The organism is Leptolyngbya sp. NK1-12, from assembly GCF_032598965.1.
Lineage (GTDB): Bacteria > Cyanobacteriota > Cyanobacteriia > Elainellales > Elainellaceae > Elainella.
Genome location: NZ_CP053586.1, coordinates 3397606 through 3420258, shown reverse-complemented (window position 1 = coordinate 3420258; position 22653 = coordinate 3397606). Strand labels below are relative to the sequence as shown.

At 51.1% G+C, this 22653-nt stretch carries 19 protein-coding genes and 1 pseudogene; 9 read left to right on the top strand and 11 right to left on the bottom strand.

All coding sequences use genetic code 11. The features are described 5' to 3' along the window. Window positions 1-62: 62 nt before the first annotated feature. Window positions 63-695, bottom strand: a complete 633-nt coding sequence (locus HJG54_RS14380) for a calcium-binding protein (RefSeq protein WP_316429446.1) — start codon at window positions 693-695, stop codon at window positions 63-65. Between the two features lie 242 nt (window positions 696-937). Then, the gene (locus HJG54_RS14375; RefSeq protein ID WP_316429445.1) at window positions 938-1246 is read right to left on the bottom strand and encodes a hypothetical protein; all 309 of its coding nucleotides are present in this window, start codon (window positions 1244-1246) and stop codon (window positions 938-940) included. A 697-nt stretch (window positions 1247-1943) separates the two neighbouring features. Between HJG54_RS14375 and HJG54_RS14370 the strand changes: the two genes are divergently transcribed. From HJG54_RS14370 to HJG54_RS14350, 5 genes and pseudogenes are all read left to right on the top strand, one after another. Next, window positions 1944-2420: a Nif11 family protein gene (locus HJG54_RS14370; protein ID WP_316429444.1), complete on the top strand. Its 477-nt coding sequence runs from the start codon at window positions 1944-1946 to the stop codon at window positions 2418-2420. A 111-nt stretch (window positions 2421-2531) separates the two neighbouring features. Then, window positions 2532-3794, top strand: coding sequence for a nif11-class peptide radical SAM maturase 3 (locus tag HJG54_RS14365; protein WP_316429442.1), 1263 nt, complete (start codon window positions 2532-2534; stop codon window positions 3792-3794). A 49-nt stretch (window positions 3795-3843) separates the two neighbouring features. Continuing rightward, window positions 3844-4068: a hypothetical protein gene (locus HJG54_RS14360; RefSeq protein ID WP_316429440.1), complete on the top strand. Its 225-nt coding sequence runs from the start codon at window positions 3844-3846 to the stop codon at window positions 4066-4068. A gap of 157 nt (window positions 4069-4225) precedes the next feature. Next, window positions 4226-6985, top strand: a complete 2760-nt coding sequence (locus HJG54_RS14355) for a cation-translocating P-type ATPase (protein WP_316429438.1) — start codon at window positions 4226-4228, stop codon at window positions 6983-6985. Window positions 6986-7088: 103 nt separating this feature from the next. Next, window positions 7089-7678: pseudogene (locus HJG54_RS14350) on the top strand (Uma2 family endonuclease). Between the two features lie 162 nt (window positions 7679-7840). On the opposite strand, the gene HJG54_RS14345 reads toward HJG54_RS14350, so the two are convergent. The 5 genes from HJG54_RS14345 to HJG54_RS14325 form a co-directional block, all read right to left on the bottom strand. Continuing rightward, complete coding sequence (locus tag HJG54_RS14345; protein WP_316429436.1) at window positions 7841-8479, bottom strand: histidine phosphatase family protein; 639 nt, start codon at window positions 8477-8479, stop codon at window positions 7841-7843. A gap of 149 nt (window positions 8480-8628) precedes the next feature. Next, the gene (locus HJG54_RS14340; protein ID WP_316429435.1) at window positions 8629-11181 is read right to left on the bottom strand and encodes a glycogen/starch/alpha-glucan phosphorylase; all 2553 of its coding nucleotides are present in this window, start codon (window positions 11179-11181) and stop codon (window positions 8629-8631) included. 159 nt (window positions 11182-11340) lie between these two features. Further along, window positions 11341-11841 carry a DUF4385 domain-containing protein gene (locus HJG54_RS14335; RefSeq protein ID WP_316429434.1) on the bottom strand — a complete coding sequence of 167 codons (501 nt, stop codon included), beginning with the start codon at window positions 11839-11841 and terminating at the stop codon, window positions 11341-11343. A gap of 69 nt (window positions 11842-11910) precedes the next feature. Continuing rightward, window positions 11911-12477 (bottom strand): DUF981 family protein, encoded by a 567-nt coding sequence (locus HJG54_RS14330; protein ID WP_036006012.1) that lies wholly within the window; start codon window positions 12475-12477, stop codon window positions 11911-11913. A gap of 166 nt (window positions 12478-12643) precedes the next feature. Beyond that, entirely contained in the window at window positions 12644-13204 is a 561-nt protein-coding gene (locus HJG54_RS14325) for a hypothetical protein (RefSeq protein WP_316429432.1), read from the bottom strand. A 180-nt stretch (window positions 13205-13384) separates the two neighbouring features. Between HJG54_RS14325 and HJG54_RS14320 the strand changes: the two genes are divergently transcribed. Both HJG54_RS14320 and HJG54_RS14315 read left to right on the top strand, forming a co-directional pair. Next, window positions 13385-14050 carry a hypothetical protein gene (locus HJG54_RS14320; protein ID WP_316429430.1) on the top strand — a complete coding sequence of 222 codons (666 nt, stop codon included), beginning with the start codon at window positions 13385-13387 and terminating at the stop codon, window positions 14048-14050. A 156-nt stretch (window positions 14051-14206) separates the two neighbouring features. Continuing rightward, window positions 14207-14986, top strand: a complete 780-nt coding sequence (locus HJG54_RS14315; RefSeq protein ID WP_316429428.1) for a tryptophan-rich sensory protein — start codon at window positions 14207-14209, stop codon at window positions 14984-14986. Window positions 14987-15071: 85 nt separating this feature from the next. On the opposite strand, the gene HJG54_RS14310 is transcribed toward HJG54_RS14315, so the two are convergent. After that, the gene (locus tag HJG54_RS14310; RefSeq protein WP_316429427.1) at window positions 15072-15938 is read right to left on the bottom strand and encodes an EamA family transporter; all 867 of its coding nucleotides are present in this window, start codon (window positions 15936-15938) and stop codon (window positions 15072-15074) included. Window positions 15939-16033: 95 nt separating this feature from the next. On the opposite strand from HJG54_RS14310, the gene HJG54_RS14305 reads away from it, so the two are divergent. Beyond that, the gene (locus HJG54_RS14305) at window positions 16034-16960 is read left to right on the top strand and encodes a LysR family transcriptional regulator (protein WP_316429426.1); all 927 of its coding nucleotides are present in this window, start codon (window positions 16034-16036) and stop codon (window positions 16958-16960) included. 29 nt (window positions 16961-16989) lie between these two features. Here HJG54_RS14305 and HJG54_RS14300 read toward each other — a convergent pair whose 3' ends face one another. From HJG54_RS14300 to HJG54_RS14290, 3 genes are all read right to left on the bottom strand, one after another. Further along, the gene (locus tag HJG54_RS14300) at window positions 16990-17679 is read right to left on the bottom strand and encodes an FMN-dependent NADH-azoreductase (RefSeq protein ID WP_316429425.1); all 690 of its coding nucleotides are present in this window, start codon (window positions 17677-17679) and stop codon (window positions 16990-16992) included. A gap of 58 nt (window positions 17680-17737) precedes the next feature. After that, the gene (locus tag HJG54_RS14295; RefSeq protein ID WP_316429423.1) at window positions 17738-18979 is read right to left on the bottom strand and encodes an RNA-guided endonuclease InsQ/TnpB family protein; all 1242 of its coding nucleotides are present in this window, start codon (window positions 18977-18979) and stop codon (window positions 17738-17740) included. 290 nt (window positions 18980-19269) lie between these two features. Continuing rightward, window positions 19270-21003, bottom strand: a complete 1734-nt coding sequence (locus tag HJG54_RS14290; protein WP_316429421.1) for a dynamin family protein — start codon at window positions 21001-21003, stop codon at window positions 19270-19272. Window positions 21004-21349: 346 nt separating this feature from the next. Between HJG54_RS14290 and HJG54_RS14285 the strand changes: the two genes are divergently transcribed. After that, window positions 21350-22273 carry a 50S ribosomal protein L11 methyltransferase gene (locus HJG54_RS14285; RefSeq protein ID WP_316429419.1) on the top strand — a complete coding sequence of 308 codons (924 nt, stop codon included), beginning with the start codon at window positions 21350-21352 and terminating at the stop codon, window positions 22271-22273. The last annotated feature ends 380 nt before the right edge of the window (window positions 22274-22653 follow it).

The following is a 22653-nucleotide window of genomic DNA, read 5'->3' as shown; positions in this document are numbered from 1 at the left end:
GAAACACGATCTAATAACCGAATTAAGCAACAAGAAACAACGGCAGTGAGCAAATGCAGTGATCAAATAAAGTCTGTCGCTGCAAGCGTGGTTTTTCCTGCCGCATTAACTGTGTCTAAAACGAGGGCACAGACAGTGCCATTACTGCGAGTGCGAATCAATGTTGCATCCGCGATGCCATCCTGGTTCGAATCGAATGTGATTAAGACTAGCGATCGAAACGATAAATTTCCCTTGAGCTGTAGCTTATCTCCCTGATCCGCCTTAAAATCAATCACAATATCCGCCAACCAAGGCGTTGAGGTTTCCGCAGTCAAACCAAAGGTATCAGCACCCAAACCACCCGTCAACCGATCTTGACCAAACCCACCGACCAGGATATCGTCCTTTGCGCCTCCGTTTAAGGCATCGTCTCCTGCTCCCCCATATAGACGATCCTTGCCACTACTGCCTTCTAGCCAGTCATTGCCCGTCTCACCCAACAACCAGTCGTTGCCACTCAATCCAAAAACTTGATCATCGCCAGCACCGGCTCGAACTCGATCATCGCCAGCCTGACACTGAATTAGATCATGCTGCTGACTTCCTTGCAATCGGTCACGGCCTCTGGTTCCCTGTACCAACTGTAGGGCGTTTGCAGGTGGAGGCGGAGCCGTTGGGCTAGATCCGGTAGCATCTACAGGATCCGTGGTCACGGTAGTATCGACTGTGGGCGGTAGAATTCCAGAACTATTGGCAGATGCGCTACCGCTGCTGGCAGTTGCACCGGGAGTATAGATTGTGTCGCTGCTGCTCGTGATCGTACCATCAGGAGCAATAATAGTGGCGCTACTGCTGCTGCCTGCTCCCGTAGGGTCTACAAACGAATTAGAACTGCTAGAGTTACTGCTAGTCGCTGCAAGATTCTGATCGGTTCCTGAATTGTCAGCGGTTTGATTCAGGGACGCTGCGTCTTTTTTTTTGAGCCGTTGGATTGAGGAGTTGCTTCAGCGGGGGCTGAAGCTGAGGCTGCAGTACTGCTTGTTTGTGGCGATGCATTGGCCGATGCACTACTCTTGCTAGAGGTGGCGGCAGGGGTGTAGGCTTCCTGACTGCTAGTGCTGACTTTGCCACTAGCAGATATAGCAATCGCACTACTATTAGCTCCTGCACCTGCCTGGTTGACAGACGAGTGCGAACTGCTGGACGCACTGCTGGTTCCAGAAGTTGCGATATTAAGCGAGAGACGTACATCCGGTTGAGACATGATTAGAACCTCCTCAAAGCCTGACCCTGCTGCCCATAGTGATTGCTCAAGTGATTGTCCATAGTGATTGCCCATAGTTTGAGAAAATAGCAGGTTAGTGAAAACCTACCGCGCTTCCTTTGGGCAGGACTGGTTGATCGGTTTGGTTGATTATTGGTTGATTGAGGTTGATTACCGCGTTTTTCACGCATGTGAGGTGTAGGGGATGTGCGGGCTTCGCCCCCACGCAGGGGCATTGCCCCTGCACCCCGTTTTTCGTACTTCACTAGCCTGAAAAAGGCTGTAAGAAGTTGATTAGTTGATTAAGTCGATCAACATCATCAATTTGAAGATCCGTAGTGCAAGCGTCTCGCTGGCGCAGGCAAGATGCCCGCACTGCATCTACCGTTTAATCTGGTTGACCTACTGAGTTTAGTCGATTAGTTGATTGAACCAGATAACTAAGCTAGCAATGTTGCCAGTTTGGCAGAATTTAGAAAATTTATTAGCTTCTGCAGGGCACGTTACTGGCTGTGCTGCCTTGATTGGTGCTTGAGTAAACGGTGTCAGCAAGAAACCTGCCAGTTTGGCAATTTTTAGCGCTCAATTCGAGTTATATGGTTAAGAGCAGTAAATATTATCAATCACGAATTGATCGATGACTTTATCTCTTCAAACATCTTCAATTCTTTGAACTTTGAAATCCAAGGAGAAAGTGATGCATCCTACTAACACAATTTTAGAAAAAGTGAAAAGCTTTTTGATCAGACTGGTCAAAGACTCAGCCTTTGTCAATCAGTTACAAACTAGCTCGATTGATCAGATTCAATCACTTTTACACCAGTCTGGATACACGTTTACGAACGCAGAATTTGAAACAGCAACTATCCAGCTTCTAGATCTAAAAGAACGTGATGAGTTTCACGAACTCACCGAAGACGAATTAGTGGGAGCTATCGGCGGGTGGATGCGTCGGTATCCCTATCCCAGACCTTGCCACACTCCATGCTCAAATCCTTACCCTATTCAGCCGATGTATGGCGTGATTGTGGAACCACCGAGCGACGGATATCCCAGACCAAAGCCAAAGCCGCTTCCCTATCCCTATCCTCAGCCGATGTATGGGGTGGTGATTTCGCCTCCTGGTGAAGTCCAACCGATGTATGGAGTGGTGATTGCACCAGAGGATGTGTAACTCTGTGAAATCAACTCTGTGAAATCAACTCTGTAAAATCAGCAGCGCCTCCTCAAGAACTAAATCATTCTTAAAAATAAACCCTCTCAAACCTAAAAATGAGAATTAGCTATGGCATATCACCGAACTAGCTATGCCGTCTGGGAAATCACTTTAAAGTGCAATTTGGCCTGTAGTCACTGCGGTTCCCGAGCTGGGCATGCCCGCGCCCAAGAACTTTCGACTGACGAAGCACTGGACCTGGTTCAGCAGATGGCCGAGGTTGGCATCAAAGAAGTCACCCTGATCGGCGGCGAAGCGTTTCTGCGCCCAGATTGGTTGCAAATTGCCACCGCCATCAATCAGGCAGGTATGCGGTGCACAATGACAACGGGTGGCTACGGCATCTCCTTGAATACGGCCTATAAGATGCAGCAGGCTGGAATTGCTACGGTTTCAGTGTCAATCGATGGGTTGGAAGCCACTCACGACCGTCTACGGGGCCGTAAAGGCTCCTGGCAGCAGGCGTTCCAAACGATGAGTCATTTTCGTCAGGTGGGTATTCCTTTTGGTTGTAATACCCAAATCAACCGTTTGTCTGCCCCGGAGTTCCCGCGCATTTACGAGCATATTCGCGATGCCGGCGCTCGGGCTTGGCAAATTCAACTGACAGTGCCAATGGGCAATGCGGCTGACAACGCCGATATCCTACTCCAACCCTACGAACTCCTCGACCTATATCCGATGCTGGCACAGGTCGCCCTGCGGGCACACCAAGAAGGAGTCCAACTCCAGCCCGGCAATAATATTGGCTACTATGGGCCTTACGAGCGACTGCTGCGAGGGCGGGGACGCCAGGATGAATGGACTTTCTGGCAAGGTTGTTCGGCTGGGCTATCAACGTTGGGAATTGAAGCGGACGGTGCGATCAAGGGATGCCCATCGTTGCCAACCGCTGCCTACACGGGAGGTAACATCCGCGATCGTTCGCTCAGAGACATCGTTACAACAACAGCAGAACTGCAATTTAACCTAGGAGCAGGAACCCCGCAAGGCACTGCTCACTTGTGGGGATTTTGTCAAACTTGCGAGTTTGCTGAACTGTGTCGGGGTGGATGCAGCTGGACAGCTCATGTGTTCTTTGACCGCAGAGGCAATAATCCCTACTGTCATCACCGCGCCTTAGCTCAAGCTCAACAAGGAAAGCGAGAGCGGCTTTTACCTAAAGTCCCTGCGCATGGGCTGCCATTCGATAACGGGGAGTTTGAGTTGATAGAAGAGCCAATTGATGCTTCGGAAGAGCACGACCCACTGCGTTTTACAGCCGATCGCATCCAATGGCCTGCTAGCTGGCAAAATAAGCTGGAACCTGATTTCTCCATGGCAGCTACTTAGGTACATAGTGTCGCATCCTGGCACATCATAATGGCGGGGACAGTAGAAGATGACAGAAATGTTAGAAAAGCCAACCCAATTAGAAGCAGTAGAAGCAGACTCCAACAGCCCGAACGATTTCACAAACGATCTGGACCGCCCAGAAACAGCGGTTGAGGACTCGCCAATCTTGCCCCGTTCAGCCTGGAGCAGCCAATTGGCGCAGTTGAGAATTCTCCTGAAAGCAAAACAAGTGCTTGATCAGCTTTATTACCCAGGCAATTCTAGCCAGTAAGATCCGTTTCTGATTCGCTCTGACGTTTGCCTCTATCCCATTGAGGCTACCATAGCCCCCAAAATACAAATACAACGTCAGGTAGAGGTATCCGTTGCTATATCTATGGTTTGATGCAGGTGATAAATTAACCCTAACCCTGTATCGTAGAAAACCCATGAGCGACTGGTACCAGCAAGAAGCCACCCAAGTTTTAAAAGCCTTACAAACCAATGAGAGAGCGGGCCTGAGTGATGCCGAAGCCAGTCAACGCCGGTCGCAACATGGGGCCAATGAACTAGCCGAACAGCCGCCCAAAAGTCCCTGGCTGATGCTGTGGGAGCAGTTTACTTCTACCACGGTGCTGGTGCTGATTGCTGCGGGTGTGGTAACGCTATTTCTGCGGGATTACAAAGACGCGATTGCGATTTTTGCCGTCGTTATTTTTAATGCGGTTCTAGGATTCACGCAGGAATATCGAGCTGGTAAGGAGTTCGCGGCACTGCGGAAAATGGCAATTCCCAAGGCGCGGGTCTGGCGGGATGGGCAGTTGGAACAAATTGACGCCCGCGAACTGGTACCCGGCGATATTTTTCAGCTCGAAGATGGCGATCAGGTACCGGCGGATGGTCGGTTGCTGGAAAACACCAATCTGCGCACCCAAGAAGCCGCCTTTACCGGCGAATCCGAGTCGATTGAGAAGAGCGTAGCGCCGATTGCGGGCCACGATTTGCCCCTGGGGGACCGCCGCAATATGGTCTACATGGGCACCACGGTAGTCTACGGGCGGGCAAAGGCAGTCGTGACCGAAACCGGCATGAATACCGAACTGGGCAAAATTGCCAACTCGATGCAGTCGGTCGAACAGGAGCAAACGCCGCTGCAACGTCGGTTAGACCAGTTGGGAAAACGCTTGGCGCTGGCGGCGCTGGTGCTGGTGGCGGCAATTTTTGCCTTTGGGCTGCTGCGGGGCGAAAACCTGACGCAGATGTTTCTCACTGCCGTGAGCTTGGCGGTTGCAATCATCCCGGAAGGGTTGCCAGCGGTGGTCACGATTGCGCTGGCGATTGGAGCGCGGCGGATGCTGAAACGCCATGCCCTGATTCGCAAATTGCCAGCCGTGGAAACCTTGGGTTCGGTGACGACCATTTGTTCCGATAAGACCGGCACCCTAACCGAAAACCAAATGACAGTGACAATTCTGTCCTTGGCCGGTAAACGAGTGGAACTGAAGGAATCGAGAGCACAAATTACCTCGCGGTTGGATGGTAAAAAGACGATTTTTGAAGCGGGTGCTGGCAGCGAAATGGAGCCGTCGATGGCGTTGACGGTGGCTGGAAGCGCGCTGTGCAACAATGCTACGGTAGTTGATGAGCAGCCTGATGAGGAAGACACTCCCAAGGCCATGGGAGACCCGACCGAGATTGCGCTGGTAGTCGCTGCCGATCGACTGGGACTCGACAAAGAGGAACTGGAAGTTCTATTTCCGCGCGTGGCCGAAGCACCGTTCGATTCGGATCGCAAGCGGATGACGACGATTCATAAGTTCAACGAAGTGGATTGGTCCTCTCCGGTGGCGCAGCAAATTGCCAGCCTGAAAGCGATGCCAAACAAACCCTATATCGCCTTTACAAAGGGTGCAATTGATAGCTTGCTGAATGTTGCGACGCATTTCTTTGAAGATAATCGGATACAGCCGATGAATGAGCAGGAGATCGAAAAGATCCGCCAAGACAACGATAAGCTTGCTTCGATGGGAACGCGGGTTCTGGGTGTGGGCTTTCGCTTGCTCGATCAGCTACCGCCCGCAGGTAAAGAAGTCGAAGTCGAGCAGGATTTGATTCTGGTAGGGCTGGTGGGAATGCTGGATCCGGCTCGTCCAGAAGCGAAACAGGCGGTGCAGGTCTGTAACCAGGCTGGAATTCGCACCGTGATGATCACGGGCGATCATCCGTTGATGGCGAAACATATTGCCGAAGAGCTAGACATTTCCCGCAACGGCAAGGTGTTAACCGGGCAGCAGCTCAACCAGATGCAGACAGAGGAATTGGAAAAACAGATCGAGTCGGTCTCGGTCTATGCTCGTGTCTCGCCGGAGCAAAAGCTGAAAATTGTCGATGCGTTGCAGCGGCAGGGCGAGATTGTCTCGATGACCGGAGACGGGGTGAATGATGCCCCTGCCCTCAGTAAAGCCAATATTGGCGTGGCGATGGGAATTGCCGGAACCGACGTGGCCAAAGAAGCGGCAGATATGGTGCTGCTGAACGACAACTTTTCGACGATTGTGGCGGCAGTCGAAGAAGGACGCATCATCTACGACAATATTCGCAAATTTATTCGCTATACCCTAACTGGAAACACCAGTACGGTAGTCGTAATGCTGTTAGCGCCCTTGTTCCTTCTACCGCAACCGCTGCGTCCGACCCAAATTCTCTGGATTAACCTCCTGGCTGATGGGTTGCTGGCGCTGGCGCTGAGTGTGGAACCGGGCGAGAAAAACGTGATGCAGCGTCGGCCCTACCCACCGAATGAAAGCGTATTCAGCCGGGGTGTGGGTCGGGATATTATCGTCATTGGCTCGCTGATTGGTTTGGCGCTGCTGGCCTTAGCCTACTTCACCTACACCGCCAACTGGCAGCACTGGCAGACAATGGTATTTGCGGCTCTGGCTTTCACGCGGATTTTCCTGGCCCTGGCAATGCGGTCGGAACGGGAGTCGATTGTCAGTAAGGGCGTGCTGACCAATAAGCCCATGCTGGGCGCGATTTTGCTCACCTTTGGGCTGCAACTGGCAGTGATCTACACCTCCTGGATACAGCCGATTTTCCAAACCCAACCGCTGACGCTGACCGAACTGCTGATTTGCCTGGATGTGGGCACGCTGGGCTTTTGGATCGTGGAGGCACAGAAGTGGTTCAGACGTAGACGGAAGAAATAGGGGATTGCACCAAAGAACGATTAATCTAGTGATTAGGGCGGCGGCTGTGATCGGGTGTGACTGATCCAGTTAGCTGTCTAAACCTGCCGTTGAGAATCTGCTCATGAGTACCATTGTGCTGAATCTAGAGTCGGTAATTCATTTGACTGATGATCAGTTCTATCAGCTCTGTATGGCCAACCGAGATTTGAAGCTGGAACGAGACAAGACAGGAGCATTGATCATTGTGGCACCCGTGGGCGGAGAAGGCGGCAATCAAGAAGCAGGCTTAATCACGGATGTGGAAATTTGGAATCGGCAAACGGGCTTGGGCAAAGTGTTTAGTTCCTCGACTGTTTTTCACCTGCCGAATGGAGCGGACCGCTCGCCGGATGTAGCCTGGGTCCAGCTCGAACGCTGGGAGGCGCTGACACCAGAGCAACGACGCAAGTTTCCCCACCCCTGACGCCCGATTTTGTGATTGAGTTAAGGTCTGAGACCGACCGATTGGGACCCTTACAGGACAAGATGAAGGAGTATCTGGAGAATGGATTGCGTCTGGGCTGGCTGATCGATCCGCAAAATCGACAGGTAGAGATCTATCGGCCTTCTAGCCCCGTCGAAGTGGTGTCACTGCCGACAACGTTGTTGGGTGAATCGGTTTTGCCAGGATTTGCTTTGCAGTTAGAGTCGGTGGAAACCGCAAGACGCTGAGTGACAAAGCTAATCCTAGGAAAGACCTGAGCCTCGATCGCGAAATTCGAGACCGTTTGGTAAGGGCGAAGCATTCGGCAAGTATACTAGAGGAGAGTTGCAAAGATTTTAACCGAATGCTTCGCCCCCACGGAAGCAATAGCAAGAAAAGGTAAGCCACAATCACGTCCCCGGTCGATTGCGCAATTCCGAACTCATATACGATCGATCGCCCAACGCTTGCAGCATCGGACCGTGAACATCAAATTTGACCACGCTCACCGAAGCGGCAGGCATATCGATGCGGTCTCGGTAGCGGCCCAGGTCAATCCCCAGCAGGCTGCACAGCAACACGCGAATCGTGGCTTTATGGGACACCACCAGCACATTGCCGTCGGGATAATTTTGCTCGATTTCGGCAATCACCAGCGAGGCGCGACTAGCAATCTGGACGGCAGTTTCACCGCCGGTAGGTGGGTTCCAGGCCGGTTCGGTCAGCCAGCGGACGTAATCTTCGCTGAAATGTTCGTTGACATATTCTGGCGTTTGACCTTCCCATTCACCATAGGCAATCTCCTTCAATCCATCCCGCAGTTTCATCTCTATGCCCGTTGCTTCACACAATGGTTTAGCTGTGGTAATCGTGCGTTTCATCGGGCTACAATAGATCGCTTTCCAAGGCAGGGATTTGTAAGCTTCGGCAAAGGCATGGGCCATTTCGTGTCCCGCATCGGTCAGTTCTGGGTCGATACTGCCGCAGTAGCCGCCGGTTTGACTGTAGATGGTTTCGCCATGACGAATGAAGTAGATTCTGAGGCTCATGGATTTGCTTTGGGGTTGGGATATTCGGTATTCAATCTGTGGCGCTTGATCCTCCCTAGCCCCCTTAGGAAAGGGGGAAGAGGCGCAACCAGTGTATAGCAACCAGAAGCAGCTTGAAGTCCCCCTTCATAAGGGGGATTTAGGGGGATCTACTCAATCTTCAACATGGCATCCGTCTGATCGTATTCTGATAGTTCTACTTTCACACTGGATGTATGCCAAATTTCCTGACTGTAATCTCGAATCGAGCGATCGGACGAGAACTTGCCCATGCGAGCCGAGTTGAGAATCGACATGCGGGTCCACTGCTCATAATCGCGGTAGGCGTCACTGACGCGGGACTGACAGTCGATGTAGGCTTGGTAATCGGCCAGCAGCATAAACGGGTCCTGCTGAAGCAGCTTGTCGGTCAGGGGTTTGAATAAGTCGCAGTCGCCGTCCGAAAAATGGCCGCTGTTGATCCAATCGATCACGGCTTTCAGTTCCGGGTTGGATTCGTAATAGTCGAGAGGACGGTAGCCCTTGGCTTTCAGCTCCTGCACTTGGTCGGCGGTGAGGCCAAACAAAAAGAAGTTTTCAGCTCCGGCTTCTTGGCGGATTTCGATATTGGCTCCGTCGAGAGTGCCAATGGTGAGTGCACCGTTCATCGAGAATTTCATGTTGCCGGTGCCCGATGCCTCAAATCCGGCAGTAGAAATCTGCTCCGACAAATCGGCAGCGGGATAGACAAACTGACTGTTGGTGACATTGTAATCGGGGATGAACACCACCTTGAGTCGGTCATGCATGTCTGGATCGCGGTTGACCACATGGCCTACCGAATTGATCAGCTTGATGATCAGCTTCGCCATGTGATAGCCCGGAGCCGCCTTACCGCCAAAAATGAACGTGCGCGGCTGGAGGTCGAGGTTGGGATTGTGCTTGAGACGGTGATAGAGCGTGACGATATGCAGCAGATTCAAGTGTTGCCGCTTATATTCATGAATTCGTTTCACTTGAATATCAAATAGTGTATCTGGGTTGACACTAATATCCGTTCTTCTCAATATCTGAGCTGCCAAATCCTGCTTGATGGCTCGCTTGATGTTGCGCCATTCCTGCCGAAATTCGGCGTCTTCTACATAGGCTTCAATCTGCCGCAGCTGATCGAGATGGGTGATCCATCCTTCGCCAATCTTGCTGGTAATTAACCGGGTCAAGCGTGGGTTATTTTGCACTACCCAGCGGCGCGGCGTCACGCCATTGGTGACATTTTTGAACTTGTCGGGGTACATTTCGTAGAAGTCGTGCAGCGTCGTTTCCCGCAACAGTTCGCTATGCAGTTCCGCGACTCCATTGATGGCGTGGCTGCCCACACAGGCGAGATGAGCCATGCGTACATAGCGTTCACCCGTTTCATCAATAATCGACATTCGCCGCATTCGTTCCACATCACCGGGAAACTGAATTCGCACCTGGCTGAGAAAGCGATTGTTGATTTCGAGGATAATTTCTAGATGACGCGGCAGTAGACTGCTAAACATTCCCAACGGCCACTTTTCTAGCGCTTCTGGTAAGAGCGTGTGGTTAGTATAGCTGAAGGTGTTTTGGGTAATAGTCCAAGCCGTGTCCCAGCCCATCTCATGGTCATCGAGCAACAGCCGCATCAGTTCGGCCACGGCAATCGCCGGATGGGTGTCGTTGAGCTGAATTGCGAATTTCTCGTGCAGCGTATCGAGGGAACGACCAGAGCGCAAATGAATCCGAATAGTATCTTGCAGCGAGCAGGAGACAAAGAAATACTGCTGTTGCAGGCGTAACTCCTTGCCGCTGAGCTGTTCATCGTTGGGGTAGAGCACCTTGGTGATGTTCTCCGACACCACTTTGGCCGCCACTGCTCCGTAATAATCCCCCTTGTTAAACGCTTCAAAATCAAACGATTCAGGTGCTTCTGCTTTCCAGAGCCGCAGGGTGTTGACGGTGTTGACCCGGTAGCCAGGAATCGGTGTATCGTAGGGAACTCCAATCACCTCGGTATGGGGTACCCAGCGGACGCGGTAATTCTCATGGTGATCGACATAGGCTTCGGTATGGCCGCCAAACTTAACTTCCATGCGGTTTTCCGGGCGGGCAATCTCCCAGGGATTGCCAAACTTGAGCCACTTGTCGGTGACTTCCACCTGCCAGCCATCCCGGATTTCCTGATCAAAAATGCCGTATTCGTAGCGAATGCCATAGCCGACCGCTGGAATTTCCAAACTCGAAAGCGAATCCATAAAGCAGGCCGCCAACCGCCCCAAGCCGCCATTGCCCAGTCCCGGTTCTTCTTCTTGCGCCATCAGTTCTTCGAGATTAAGGCCCGACTCGGCCACGGCCTGCCGCACCTGATCGTAGATATCCAGGTTGATTAAAGCATTGCCGAGATGAGGCCCAACTAAAAACTCGGCTGAAAAATAGCAAACAATCCGAACTTCCGGTTTTAGATAGGTTTGCTGGGTTGCCAACCACTGCCGCAGTAGGCGGTCCCGCACCGTGTAGGCCAGCGCCATATAGAGGTCATTTTTAGATGCCGCCGAGGGAAAACGACCTTGGATGTACTGCAAATTATCGGCCATTGCTCGCCGCAGGGTTTCAATGCCGAGGCCAGTGCGGTCATCTTCAATCAAAATCGGGCAATTCTCTAGATTCTGGACATTATTTTGCACATTATCTGCGGTTTGCATCGGTTTTCCCTCCGGGATATGGTCGCTTATCAGCCAAAACGGCTTACCCCTGCCCAAAGGCTATTCAACTAACCATTCTTTCAGGGCTAACTGTGATTAACGGCTAGATCGCCGGGACTGTAAAGTCCGCTTGGATACAAATGGCAGAAATATATACATCTACGAATGGGTTGACTTCCGTTCATACCGTTCTCGGTGCTGTTGCTTCAGCTTGAGATATTCTGGATCTTGCTGCACCTGCTGCCAAGTTTCGTAGAAGATTTGGGCAGATTCAGCTTTGACTGGATCAACAGCATCAGGCAGCACCTCCTTCGTACCTTTAGCGTACTTCCGCCCAGATTTGTGGTTGGCATAACGCCGCGACCGCGTGTAGCCCATTTGCAGAAACTTGCGGGCCATATCCATGCCAACAAAATCCTCCGCCGCTTTGTAACGCAAAAAGAGCTGGTAAATCTCTGCGGCAGAGGTGCGAGCAATGTCCGGTGTCTTAAACCGCCAGTGGGGCAAAATCTCGCTCTTGTATGGCTCAACTAACAGAACACCCTGCTCTCCGCGCCCAATCCGGTAAAGTTCAGGGTGGGCACGAAAGTCAATTTGGCTGAAGTCGAGACTGTAATCGAATTCCATTTTGCAAACAGGCAGGCAAGTAAGAAGTGCCATTGATCCAGTTCTGACTCCTGACTCCCGTCGGCTGACGCTCTGGGAAGCCTGACTCCTGACTCCTACTCATCACCTCGGCTGCCAATCGCTATAGCCCGCCATGTGGCCCCAGTAGGCCATGTATCCAGTAAAGGCCCAAATCAGAGCAGCAACGAGCAATACACAGGCTCCCAACAAGCGCCAAGTCCGACTCGTTTTGAGATAGAGCAATGTGGGAGCCGCCAGTACGCCTCCCAGTCCAGTCAGAATAAAACCAATGCCGGAAATCACAGGCCGCAGCGTCAGGTCCAGATTAATGATGCGCAGCCCGATCAAAATCGAAGCTAAGCCTGCAAAAAAGGCATAGATTGTGATCGCGAACAAATCCCAGCCAAAGGCAAGCGCTAGAGAGGTAGCCAGGAACAGAATGCCGAACAAAACCGTTGTTTCACCGAAAGCGATGTTGAAGCTGCCGCGTACTGGCCAGGTCCAAATCATATGTAGCCCTGTAGCCAGCGCAATTGCTCCAGTCATGCCAAAACCGGGAATCCATTGTCTAGGGCTAGTATGATCGAGTCCCTGATAAACAAAAGTAGCCAGTAAAACTAGTCCGGCAACCATGTTGATCAGCATCAAGGTAATGTAATTAATGAACATGGATCACCATTTGCTTTAGGGGTAATTGTTTTAGGTAACGAGTTGAGGTAACGAGAAGCACAAATAGACCAGTTCAGCGTCAGAAATCCTTCGCAGATTAGCGGATGACTGCGGTTCTTACCTCCACCTTCCGACGGAATTAGCGCAGTTTAGTAAAAATCGGCGACTAGTTTTTCTCGACCATGCGCTGATTCAGCTCACGACATTTGGCTTCAGCGGCTTGGTATGCCTCTAGGTATTCTTTGCCACCCAACATCACGTCTCCGTAATATTCATAAGGAGCGGAACCATAGATCGGCAGCGGATTATCTTCGGGATAATCTTCTTTGGCTTCTTCTATCGCATCCTTTAATTGTTTCACGGTCAACCGTTGGGCTGGAAAGTAAATTAACTCGTCTGCCTTTTTTTTCAGATGCGGCAAATTCGGATCAACGATGGCACCATTCACCTCAAGCCAGCTATGCTCGACCAAACGATAAGGCTTGCTGGCATAGATCAAAAAGCCCTGTACATATATGGCCCCTGCCGTCACTAAAGCGGCTTTGTGGGCATTCTCAAACGGTTGCCGCGCTTTACTTTTGATTTGTTCTGCGACTTGCCGTGACAGGGTTTCATCTAGCGGTAAATTCATTGATCCAGCGTACTCCAGCAACAGTGCGTTATTGCCGAGTATAGCGGGTTTAGGGGAGAAGGTGGATGGGCGTAGAGTTGAATATGTGCGACACACAGGCTACACCTACGGTTCTCCTCAGCTGTCGATCTCTTTCCAAAGACAGGGTAATAGCTGTGAAAGAATTCACTCTGACAGCAGAAGTTGCATAGCTTCAAACTGGATACGATCAAAGCTCACTGGAAATAGCGCTATTACTGCGGATGTTCTGAGCTAGGTTTCGCAAGGCAGGTGGATATGGCTAAGAAAAAAACTAAAAACAGAAGTGCATTGGGCACTCCAAGCTTATTTGATCCCCATTCCAAAAAATTATTAGGTGTCGATGTGCGGGATATTGGTGCAGCAATTGCTACGGCTGTAGTGGCTGAACTAACTCAGGCCGCCTTGACTCGCCTTGCCAAAGCCAACGACCCGAATGCAGACAACCAGAACGCAGATGCCAATAGCAACGATGCAGATGATTCAGTGGATCAGGAGCAGGGAACGCCTCTGAGCCAGACAGCTAGCGCAATCAAGGAATCGCTGACTGATTCTGCCGCTGTACAAGCTATTACAGAGGCCGTTAAGAATGTTTTTGCTGAAATGAAACCTCAAGTAGCAGAGGCAGTGTCAGGGGTAAAAGCTGCCCCAACTGTCGCAACTGAAGCAGTAGGAACCATTCCAAATCAAGCTCAGGAAGTTTCAGAACAGGCAAGCCAAACGGTGAATAATGCTGTTCAACCGGTGACGCAAGCCGTACAAAACGGAGTTGAAGCTGTCAAATACTCGATTGGCAACGCTACGGAACACATCAGTAATACGCTAGATCCTACAACAGGCAATAAATCCGAGAAAAAAGATAGTAAATCTGGGAAAAAAGCGAAGAAATCTAAATCTAAGAAGAAAAAGAAAAACAGAAAGTAAATCTTGCGGTCTAGGACAATTGTTGGGGCAGTAAGAGCCGCCCCGAAAACCCCAAAGGGGGTCTTAAAAGGGATGTGAAAGTTCAAAAACTCTGACGAATGATCGGATAGGTAGTAAGAACAGTAGGATAAAGGTGGCCGAACTCCAATGAACTCTATGCAGCAGACAAGCCAATCGACCAATTCCATCCTACCTTGGCTGACTCTTTTGGCCATCATCAGTACATTTGCTGTCAATGTTTGGTCAAACTTCTCGCCAATTAACGGTCAAACCATCGGCGAAATTTCCAACACCCTGTTTGCTGATGTTCAAATTATTCCGGCCAATTATGCTTTTGCTATCTGGGGCTTAATTTACCTTGGTCTGTTTGGATTCGGCATTTACCAACTCCTGCCAGCTCAGCGATCCAATCCACGGTTGCAGTCGGTACGACCGTTGCTGATTCTAGCTTGCATCGCTCAAGCTGTTTGGGTGTTTTTCTTCTTAGAGCGCCAGTTCTGGCTATCGCTGGTAGCGATGTTGGTGATTTTGCTGCCCTTGATCTTGATCTATCGGCGGTTGGGGGTAGGTAGGCAGCCGGTCTCGCGGGGCGAAAAGTGGCTAGTTCAGGTGCCGTTTGGCATCTACTTGGGTTGGATCAGTGTGGCGACGATTGTGAATGTGGCGATTGCACTCTACAGTCAGGGCTGGAACGGTTCGGGTATTTCGCCCACAGTTTGGACGGTACTGATGATGGCGGTGGCAACTCTGGTCGCGGCTGGTTTAACAATACGGCATCGAGAAATTGCTTTTCCGCTAGTAATCATTTGGGCATTGGTGGCAATCGCAGTCCGGCAGACCACGATACCGTTCATTGTGATTACAGCCATTGCCCTATCCTTCGCCTTGGCAGTGCTGGTATTCCTCAAGGTGATGGCTAGACCGAGAACGGCTTGATATCAGCGGTTTGTCGGCATAGCTTGGCTTCCCGTGCCATTTGGCCTACGGCAACGCTACGCCACACGCAGAAGCGAGCTACCACTCATCTCTGTCCGCTAAACCGAGCGGCTCCGGCGGCGGCAATTGTCACCAGCAGGATGGCAATCATGGCTCGCAGGGCTAGCGTTTCTCGCAACACTAAAAATCCCATTAGGGCCGCAGCAACTGGCTCTAGGCTGAGCAAAACACCAAACACGCGCACCGGCATCCGGCGTAAAGCTTCCAGTTCTAGGGAATAGGGTAAGGCGGAAGACAACAGTGCGACGCCAAAGCCAATCAGCAGCAAATGGGGCGTCAAAAGGGCTGGACCACCTGCAATCAGACCGACTGGCAGCAGCACAATTGCACCCAACGTCATCGCCCAGGCTAGCCCCGTTCCGCCCGGTAAAGCTTGTCCCACTCTGGCTGACAGTAGAATATAGGCCGCCCAGAAGCCACCTGCCGTCAGAGCCAAGGCAATACCAGTTGGATCGAGAGAGAGGTCACTGGTGATGGGGGCCAGCAAAATAATCCCAAGCGCAGCTAAACCAACCCAGAGCGCATCCATCCAGCGCCGCGAGTTGCAGACGGCTACACCCAACGGACCAATAAATTCCAGCGCCACGGCAATCCCAATCGGTACCCGCTCAATTGCCAAATAGAAAGAGAGATTCATCAGCGCTAGGGCCAGCCCAAACAGCAGCAGCACTGGATAGGCGGATCGATTCACGGCGCGCCAGTTGGGTCGCCAGAGGATTAACAGCACCAAGGCCGCAAACCCGACCCGCAGAAACACCACAGCAAAGGGATTAAGCTGCTCGAATAAGCTTTTGGCAATGGCCGACCCCAACTGGGTGGAAACAATCGACAGCAGCACTAGAATATTGGGAGATAATTTGGGAGCAGGAATATCTTTGATCACTTTTGTCATGGTGGCCTTCTTTAGACCCAGTGCGAACGACATAACATCACACCCTACATGAAGCAAGTGATCGGATCAAATCATGGGATGAATGGTTTCAGTTTATGGCAACGATACATGGCAGCGATAGCTCGAAAGTCAAGCTATTTCAGCTGCGGGCATTTGTAGCGGTAGCAGACTGCAAACAATTTGGCGAAGCTGCCCTGCAACTAGGGTTGACCCAATCCTCAGTGAGCCATGCGATTGCTTCACTAGAAGCAGAATTAGGCGTGCAGTTACTCCATCGCGGGCGACGGGGTGCCATGCTGACCCCAACCGGGGAACAATTGCTGCCAGAGGCTCGCCAGATTTTGCAACTTTTAGACACCCTGCTGCACAAGGCTCAACTGGCGCGAGGCTTATCCACCGGACAGGTGCGACTTGCCTCGTTGCGCAGCATTGCCACCTATCTACTCCCTCACGTGATCGCCAGCTTTCGGCAGCAGTTTCCTGAGATCAAGGTGACCTTGACGCAATATTTCTACAACGCAGAAATTCAGGCTGCGCTGCGTCAGGGTAGCGCCGATATCGGGTTTATGGAACTGCCCGTGTCGGAAGAATTTGCCACCTATGACCTGGTAGCTGATGAATATGTGGTGCTATTACCGCCTGCTGAACTGCCATTCAAAATGCCGTCTAGCATGCCATCTAAACAGCCGCTGCTGACTTGGCAGCAACTCAGCTCCTATCCGCTGATCATGCCTGCGCCCAACTACGAGGGATCAATCGCGCTCCAGCAGCACCTGCAAACCCATGCGCCCTTTCTCCACATCGGTTACGAAATCAACGAAGATTCGATTCAGGTGGCAATGGTTCAGCAGGGACTGGGAGCCGCGATTCTACCACATTTGGCCGCCATGCCGATTCCAAGCGAGATTCCGGTTTATCCACTGCCGACCCCGTTGCGGCGGCGGTTGGGAGCGGTGCTGCGGGTTGCAGACCTGCACAGTCCAGCTACCTTTGCTTTCTGGGATTTGCTGCAAATCAAGTAAATGGGCTACTTCGGTCTGAATTGGTAGCCCTACCAACTGCTAATGGTGGCCTGAATCACTTCCCGGGCTTCTGTTAGTGATTTCTCGCGGGTTTCGTCTCCCATCGCTAATCCATCTCCGTGGATAAAGGTAACATCAGTGATACCCATAAAGCCGAGAATTGTTTTGAGGTAGGGTTCATGAAAATTGACTTCTGCGGCAGGAGTGCCCGGACGGTAGACGCCGCCTTCTGCTGTGATTACCAGCGCTTTTTTACCCTCTACTAGCCCCTGGTAACCCGATTCGGTAACGGCAAAGGTGCGACCAGCGCGAACAATTTGGTCAATGTAAGCTTTGAAGTTGGCAGGAATGGTGAAGTTATACATGGGGACACCAAACACATAACGATCGGCGGCTAGTAATTCATCGATTAACTCATCGGATGGGCGAATTGCCTCTGCCAGTTCGGGGGTGTAGCTAGCTGGATCGCTAAAAGCGGCGGCAATCCAGGTTTCCGTTACCAGCGGTACCGGATCATGGCCCAGATCGCGGTAGGTAACTGTGTCGTCTGGGTAGGCGGCTTTCCAACCATTGATAAACTCATGGGTCAGGGTGCGAGAAATCGAACGCTCGCCCCGTGGGCTGGAATCCACATGCAAAATATGCGCCATAGCTAAGCTCCATTCAGATAGGGTTTGGGTGATGTCAGCAACAGCCTTCGCTGTTGCATCTTTCCTCATGCTAAGGATAGGCGCTAATTTTGGAAAGTAGTTACGTGACATCCTCCCAACGCCCACCCTAGTGGGTAGAGCGCGGGCTTCCCTTCCTCGCGGTTGGTTTTTCCTGCTTCATCGGGGTTCCCAAGCAACCTTCCTCCACAGGCAGTATCACCGTCTGTCCAACGGCTACAAGACCTCGTTGCATTACTACTTGCGCTGCTGCAACATCTCGGTCAGTTGTATATCCACATTGATCGCAATGATGCACCCGTTCGCTGAGTTCTTTCCTTCCGGTATGCGCCTCACACTGAGGACAAGTTTGGCTGGTTCCATTGGGGTCAACCTTGGCAAAATAGACTCCACACTTCCAGGCAACCCACTTGAGAATTTCCAAGAAGCTCCCCCAAGCAGCGTCCAGACAATGCTTTGCCAACATCCCGCGACTAGTCATCTTGAGGTTCAAGTCCTCAGCAAAAATCATTCCAGCGATGGCGCAAAGCCTGTGCGCTGTCAGAAAGTGGAACTCACGGCGAACATTGTGAATGTGTTCATGCAGTTTGCGAATCTTGGCTTGAATCTTCCGGTAGTTAGCAGAACCCTTTTTCTTGTTTCTCAATTTACGTTGCAGCCATCGAAGCTGGCTTTGCAAATCCACGAAAAAGCGAGGGCGTTCTACCAATTCACCAGTCGATACAGCCAAGAACTTTTCCAGTCCCAAATCAATGCCGATGGGTTCACCCTGCGGCATGACATCAGGGACAGAAACAGTTGCTTGCAGAATCAGTTGGGCGTACCATCCCGACGACTTGAAAACAACCCGCACTTGCTTGACCTCAAACCCTTCGGGGGTAGGGCGATGCAGGTTGATGCGCATGGCTCCAATTTTCGGCAGTTTAATCTCAAACTCACTTACTGGATTCGATTTGAACTGCGGAAATACAAACGAACGATACTGACCAAACTTCTTGAATCGAGGAAATCCAAAGCCCCTCTCTTGCCTAAACTTGAACGACTTATCCAGCCGCTTCAAAGCATCTTGTAAGACCTGAGAATGAACCGCTTTCAGTTCTGGAATCGCCTCTTTTGCCTGGGTCAGCGCGTTTTGCTGTTTGTAGTAGTCGGGATAGGGCGTGTCAGCAGGGATGATGTATTCCTGCCTGATGCCGCAAGCATTGACCGGAGACTTACGCGACTTGATCCAGTCTTTGCGCTCTGCAAGCGCGTAGTTATACACGCGACGGCATTGCTCCAACCAGTCAAGCAGTTTGGCTTCTTGGTCAAGACTTGGATAAATTCGGTAGCTGTAGGTCAGGCTCAACATACCTGTATTCTAACGGAGTTACATCTTCTGTTAGAACCTAACAATAGTGTGTCGATTTTCGGGGCATCGTTGGCGCAGCCTGCGCAAAGCGCATACCCCTTATACGCCTTCGGCGGAGCGAAGCTCTACGACGCGGGGTGTCCATGTATCCGTTCGGCTGACGCTCACGGAAGCCCGACGCTGACCTTGCAGGTACAGCGCAGGACTCATAGCCCCCCGAACCCCCCATTAGTTAAAAGTAAGTTTGTTCTGATTGCTCAACCATCAATTTGCTCAACCATCAATTCCAATCAATTCAAGTCGGTGGCTATGCTGCTAAAGAGTTTCTGAGACTCGGTTTGAATGGTTTGATATTGCTCCAGAATCGGCGCGATCTCTTGATTCTCCCGCTCTACATAGTCATAGAACTGAACAAAAATTCGCTCGACTTCCTCGTAGATTAAACTCAGCTTTTGACTCAAGCGTTCTGTGACTTCGACTTTGAATTTGTCTTTTTCGTTATCTAAAGCCTGCTCAAACCGTTGAATGATCTGATTGCGCTGCCAAGCAATCCCAACGGCAAATAGCACCAAACCAACTCCAGCAAAGGCAATCCCAATCGCGTCAAGAATCGCTTCCGCCACCGTAAACTGAACAATATGCAAAATCATTCCTGCAATCGCCGCGAAGGCTCCACCTACAATTTCGGCAGCCATGTTATCGGCGTTGGTGGAAAGCGAGTCTACTAATCCGGCGTCGCTAAACAGTCGCTCGACTTTGCAGCGCACGCTTTCGATCACTTCTTGGCGACGTTCCAGGACTTTAATCGAAATGCTGCTGTTGGGAATTTGGCTAGTTTGGATCTGGTTGAGGTCTTGGGTCAGTCCCTCTAGAAGCTGACGGATGCCGTCTACAAAGTGCTGTGCGCCTTCATTGGCGACTTCTTCTAGGGAATCCTTTAGGTCGCGCTGGCAGCGTTCCTGGAAGTCGTTGATCCAGGACTGCATCGAAGCTTCTTTGTTGAAGATACCGGCAAACGAGCGGCGAATCACAGTAAAGACCGACAAACTTTCACGAAACTCGCGTTTGATGCGGCTGGCAATGCTGTCGTAGCGTCCCACCAGCCGATCGGCTAGGTTTTCCACCTCATAGCGGGAGCGGGTCCGTCCGGTTTGAATTTTTTGCTGAATGCTGGCTACGACTTTGCGATCCGTCTCTAACTGTTGGTGCAGCAGTTGAATGTCGCCTGCTAAGGCATCGATGATTTTCTGCGTGGTGCTGCTGACCGAGCGCAATTTGATCCTGTAGCTTTCGCCGCTGGCTACCATTTGCTTGATGTAGTTTCGCACCGGCTCAAAGCCGCTATTTTCTTGGTCGCCTTGCAGTTCTTGTTCCACGGAGGTGGCAAACACAATTGGCGATTTGATTTGCTTTTGGTTAGCGTATTCCTTGACCCGCTCAATATTAGTTTGCAGATCGGCAGGTTTGAGCAGATCGGCCTGTTGCAAGATGAACACCACCTTCTTGCGCCACTCGGCACTGACGAAATCGAGAAAATCCCAAGCGCTTTTTTGATAGGGGTTTTTGGCAAACAGGACAAAAAAGGTGAGGTCGCTGTTGGGAATATATTTCTCGGTGATAATCTGGTGCTCAGCCACAATCGTATTGGTTCCGGGCGTATCCACGATGGAAATATCCTTGAGGATCTCAATCGGCAAGCCAATTTTGCGTAGGTTCGGCTCGATCTGCGTAACGTAGCGATTGTCAGAGTAGACGATTTGCTGAATCGAGTCGGTGCAGGGTTCAATGTCGGTAGCGCATACCTCTGCCTCTAGCAGGGCATTCACAAAGCTACTTTTACCGGCCTTAACCTCTCCGACCACCACAAACAGGAATGGCTCAGCAATATTTCGCCTCAGTCCTGCCACGGTTTCTTGCAGTTTGGCATTGTTGATCGCAGTCGCCAGACGCTGGATGCTGTGCAAGAGTTCGTTCAAATTCCAGCGGTAGTCCTGAAGCGCCTGATCCAAAATCGGACTGCTCATTGATTTCTCCTCACTTTTCTCCTCGCATTTTCCCAGGGGGGTTCTGCCACTTATACCTGCTGTTATCTAAAATAGTACGAATACCTGCTTCAAGACAGGCGGTTAGCCGTACAGTATCCTACCAATCAGGAACATAAATCCTGTATTATTCCTCAATCCCCAAGACCCATTCCACCGTCAACTTAAACTCAGGCACGATTTCAGACGGTTGTCTTATCCTCCACGGCGAAGCAGATTCCCCACGGTAGAATTAAACAAGTGATTACGCACATGCTGAGGACTACTAATTAATCTAATAATTGATTTAACGTTGATATTGAGGCGAATTATTGAGGCGAATTAACCCATGACATGGTTGGAATTGAACATTGAGGCAACGCCCGACGCTGTGGATTGGGTTTGCACCCTGCTGCGGGCTAACGACGAGGCCGAGGTTCAAATTACGGCATTACCCCTAGCAACTGAGCTGCCTAGCTCCTCGGACTGGGCTTATCAGATGCGCCTGTATTTGCCCTATACCCACAAGCGGACCGAAGAGCTGCGCAATTTACTGTCGCCGCTACAACGCACCGGATTGATCAGTCCACCGGAAATCGCATTTGTTGATCAGAAACCAGCTCAGACTGACTCTGCTATCCACCGAGTTGGAGAACGCTTTGTCGTGTTGAATTCTGACGCTTCCTACCGGCAACAGGCCGATGAAATTCCGCTGCGATTAGGCAACAATCTTGCTTTCGGCAGTGGTTTTCACCCAGCCACGTTTCTATCGCTGCAATTGTTGGAGCGCTATGTGGAGCCGCAGATGCAGGCGCTGGATTTGGGATCGGGGTCGGGAATTTTGAGTGTGGCCATGGCAAAACTGGGAGCAGATGTGTTAGCCCTTGACAATGATGCCACCGCCGTAAATTTCACTGGAGAAACTGTGCGGTGCAATCATGTCGCATCCCAAGTAACCGTCATGCAGGGCAGTCTTGGTCAGGGCAGCGAGTTGGGCCACTGGATGGGGGGAGAGTCCCTGACAGATGTTGCAACGATTCAACCGACTGCTGCGTTTAATCTGATTGTGGCGAATATTCTAGGACGGGTGCATGTCGCCTTGGCTAATGACTATCAGCGGGCACTTGCTCCCACCTCAACTGCCATTTTGATCACGGCTGGGTTCACCACCGACTACGAATCAGACATGAACAGCGCCCTCAGCGATGCCGGTTTTCAACCGTTGGACTGCCGCCGTTGGAATGAGTGGGTGGCCTTAGCGCATCGGCTGTAGACGTAGACGTAGACGTAGGGGCAGATGGGTCGTTAGGCTGCTTAAGATTCCGGTTAAAACAGCACCCAAAAAATATCGATGTAGAGTTGCAAATTTGAAGCAATTCGGTTTTTTACATAGTTCATTAAGGAATTTGCGGCGAACACTCAAAGCTGCTTGCTCTTCATCACCTAAACGAGCTACTTCATTCAACCAAAGTACCCCTAATTTCCAGTCCTCAACCATAGCATTATGAGGTCGGCTACTATCATTGCATTCAAAGTCGCTAAGTACAAGACAAAAGCTTGCAAATGTGTGGTGGGAGGGGTTTCATGAGAATTACCACATTCAAAGCATAGAACCCCATGAACCAGATTACTCTAATCCAAAAAACATTGCAG

What these genes read in the sequence shown, in the direction of transcription:
- HJG54_RS14360 (WP_316429440.1), top strand. Translation starts at nt 3,844, where the DNA reads ATGACAGAAATGTTAGAAAAGCCAACCCAATTAGAAGCAGTAGAAGCA.
- HJG54_RS14335 (WP_316429434.1), bottom strand. Translation starts at nt 11,841, where the DNA reads ATGGCACTTCTTACTTGCCTGCCTGTTTGCAAAATGGAATTCGATTAC.
- HJG54_RS14330 (WP_036006012.1), bottom strand. Translation starts at nt 12,477, where the DNA reads ATGTTCATTAATTACATTACCTTGATGCTGATCAACATGGTTGCCGGA.
- HJG54_RS14285 (WP_316429419.1), top strand. Translation starts at nt 21,350, where the DNA reads ATGACATGGTTGGAATTGAACATTGAGGCAACGCCCGACGCTGTGGAT.
- HJG54_RS14315 (WP_316429428.1), top strand. Translation starts at nt 14,207, where the DNA reads ATGCAGCAGACAAGCCAATCGACCAATTCCATCCTACCTTGGCTGACT.
- HJG54_RS14300 (WP_316429425.1), bottom strand. Translation starts at nt 17,679, where the DNA reads ATGAGGAAAGATGCAACAGCGAAGGCTGTTGCTGACATCACCCAAACC.
- HJG54_RS14355 (WP_316429438.1), top strand. Translation starts at nt 4,226, where the DNA reads ATGAGCGACTGGTACCAGCAAGAAGCCACCCAAGTTTTAAAAGCCTTA.
- HJG54_RS14370 (WP_316429444.1), top strand. Translation starts at nt 1,944, where the DNA reads ATGCATCCTACTAACACAATTTTAGAAAAAGTGAAAAGCTTTTTGATC.
- HJG54_RS14320 (WP_316429430.1), top strand. Translation starts at nt 13,385, where the DNA reads ATGGCTAAGAAAAAAACTAAAAACAGAAGTGCATTGGGCACTCCAAGC.
- HJG54_RS14340 (WP_316429435.1), bottom strand. Translation starts at nt 11,181, where the DNA reads ATGCAAACCGCAGATAATGTGCAAAATAATGTCCAGAATCTAGAGAAT.
- HJG54_RS14345 (WP_316429436.1), bottom strand. Translation starts at nt 8,479, where the DNA reads ATGAGCCTCAGAATCTACTTCATTCGTCATGGCGAAACCATCTACAGT.
- HJG54_RS14310 (WP_316429427.1), bottom strand. Translation starts at nt 15,938, where the DNA reads ATGACAAAAGTGATCAAAGATATTCCTGCTCCCAAATTATCTCCCAAT.
- HJG54_RS14375 (WP_316429445.1), bottom strand. Translation starts at nt 1,246, where the DNA reads ATGTCTCAACCGGATGTACGTCTCTCGCTTAATATCGCAACTTCTGGA.
- HJG54_RS14290 (WP_316429421.1), bottom strand. Translation starts at nt 21,003, where the DNA reads ATGAGCAGTCCGATTTTGGATCAGGCGCTTCAGGACTACCGCTGGAAT.
- HJG54_RS14295 (WP_316429423.1), bottom strand. Translation starts at nt 18,979, where the DNA reads ATGTTGAGCCTGACCTACAGCTACCGAATTTATCCAAGTCTTGACCAA.
- HJG54_RS14365 (WP_316429442.1), top strand. Translation starts at nt 2,532, where the DNA reads ATGGCATATCACCGAACTAGCTATGCCGTCTGGGAAATCACTTTAAAG.
- HJG54_RS14305 (WP_316429426.1), top strand. Translation starts at nt 16,034, where the DNA reads ATGGCAACGATACATGGCAGCGATAGCTCGAAAGTCAAGCTATTTCAG.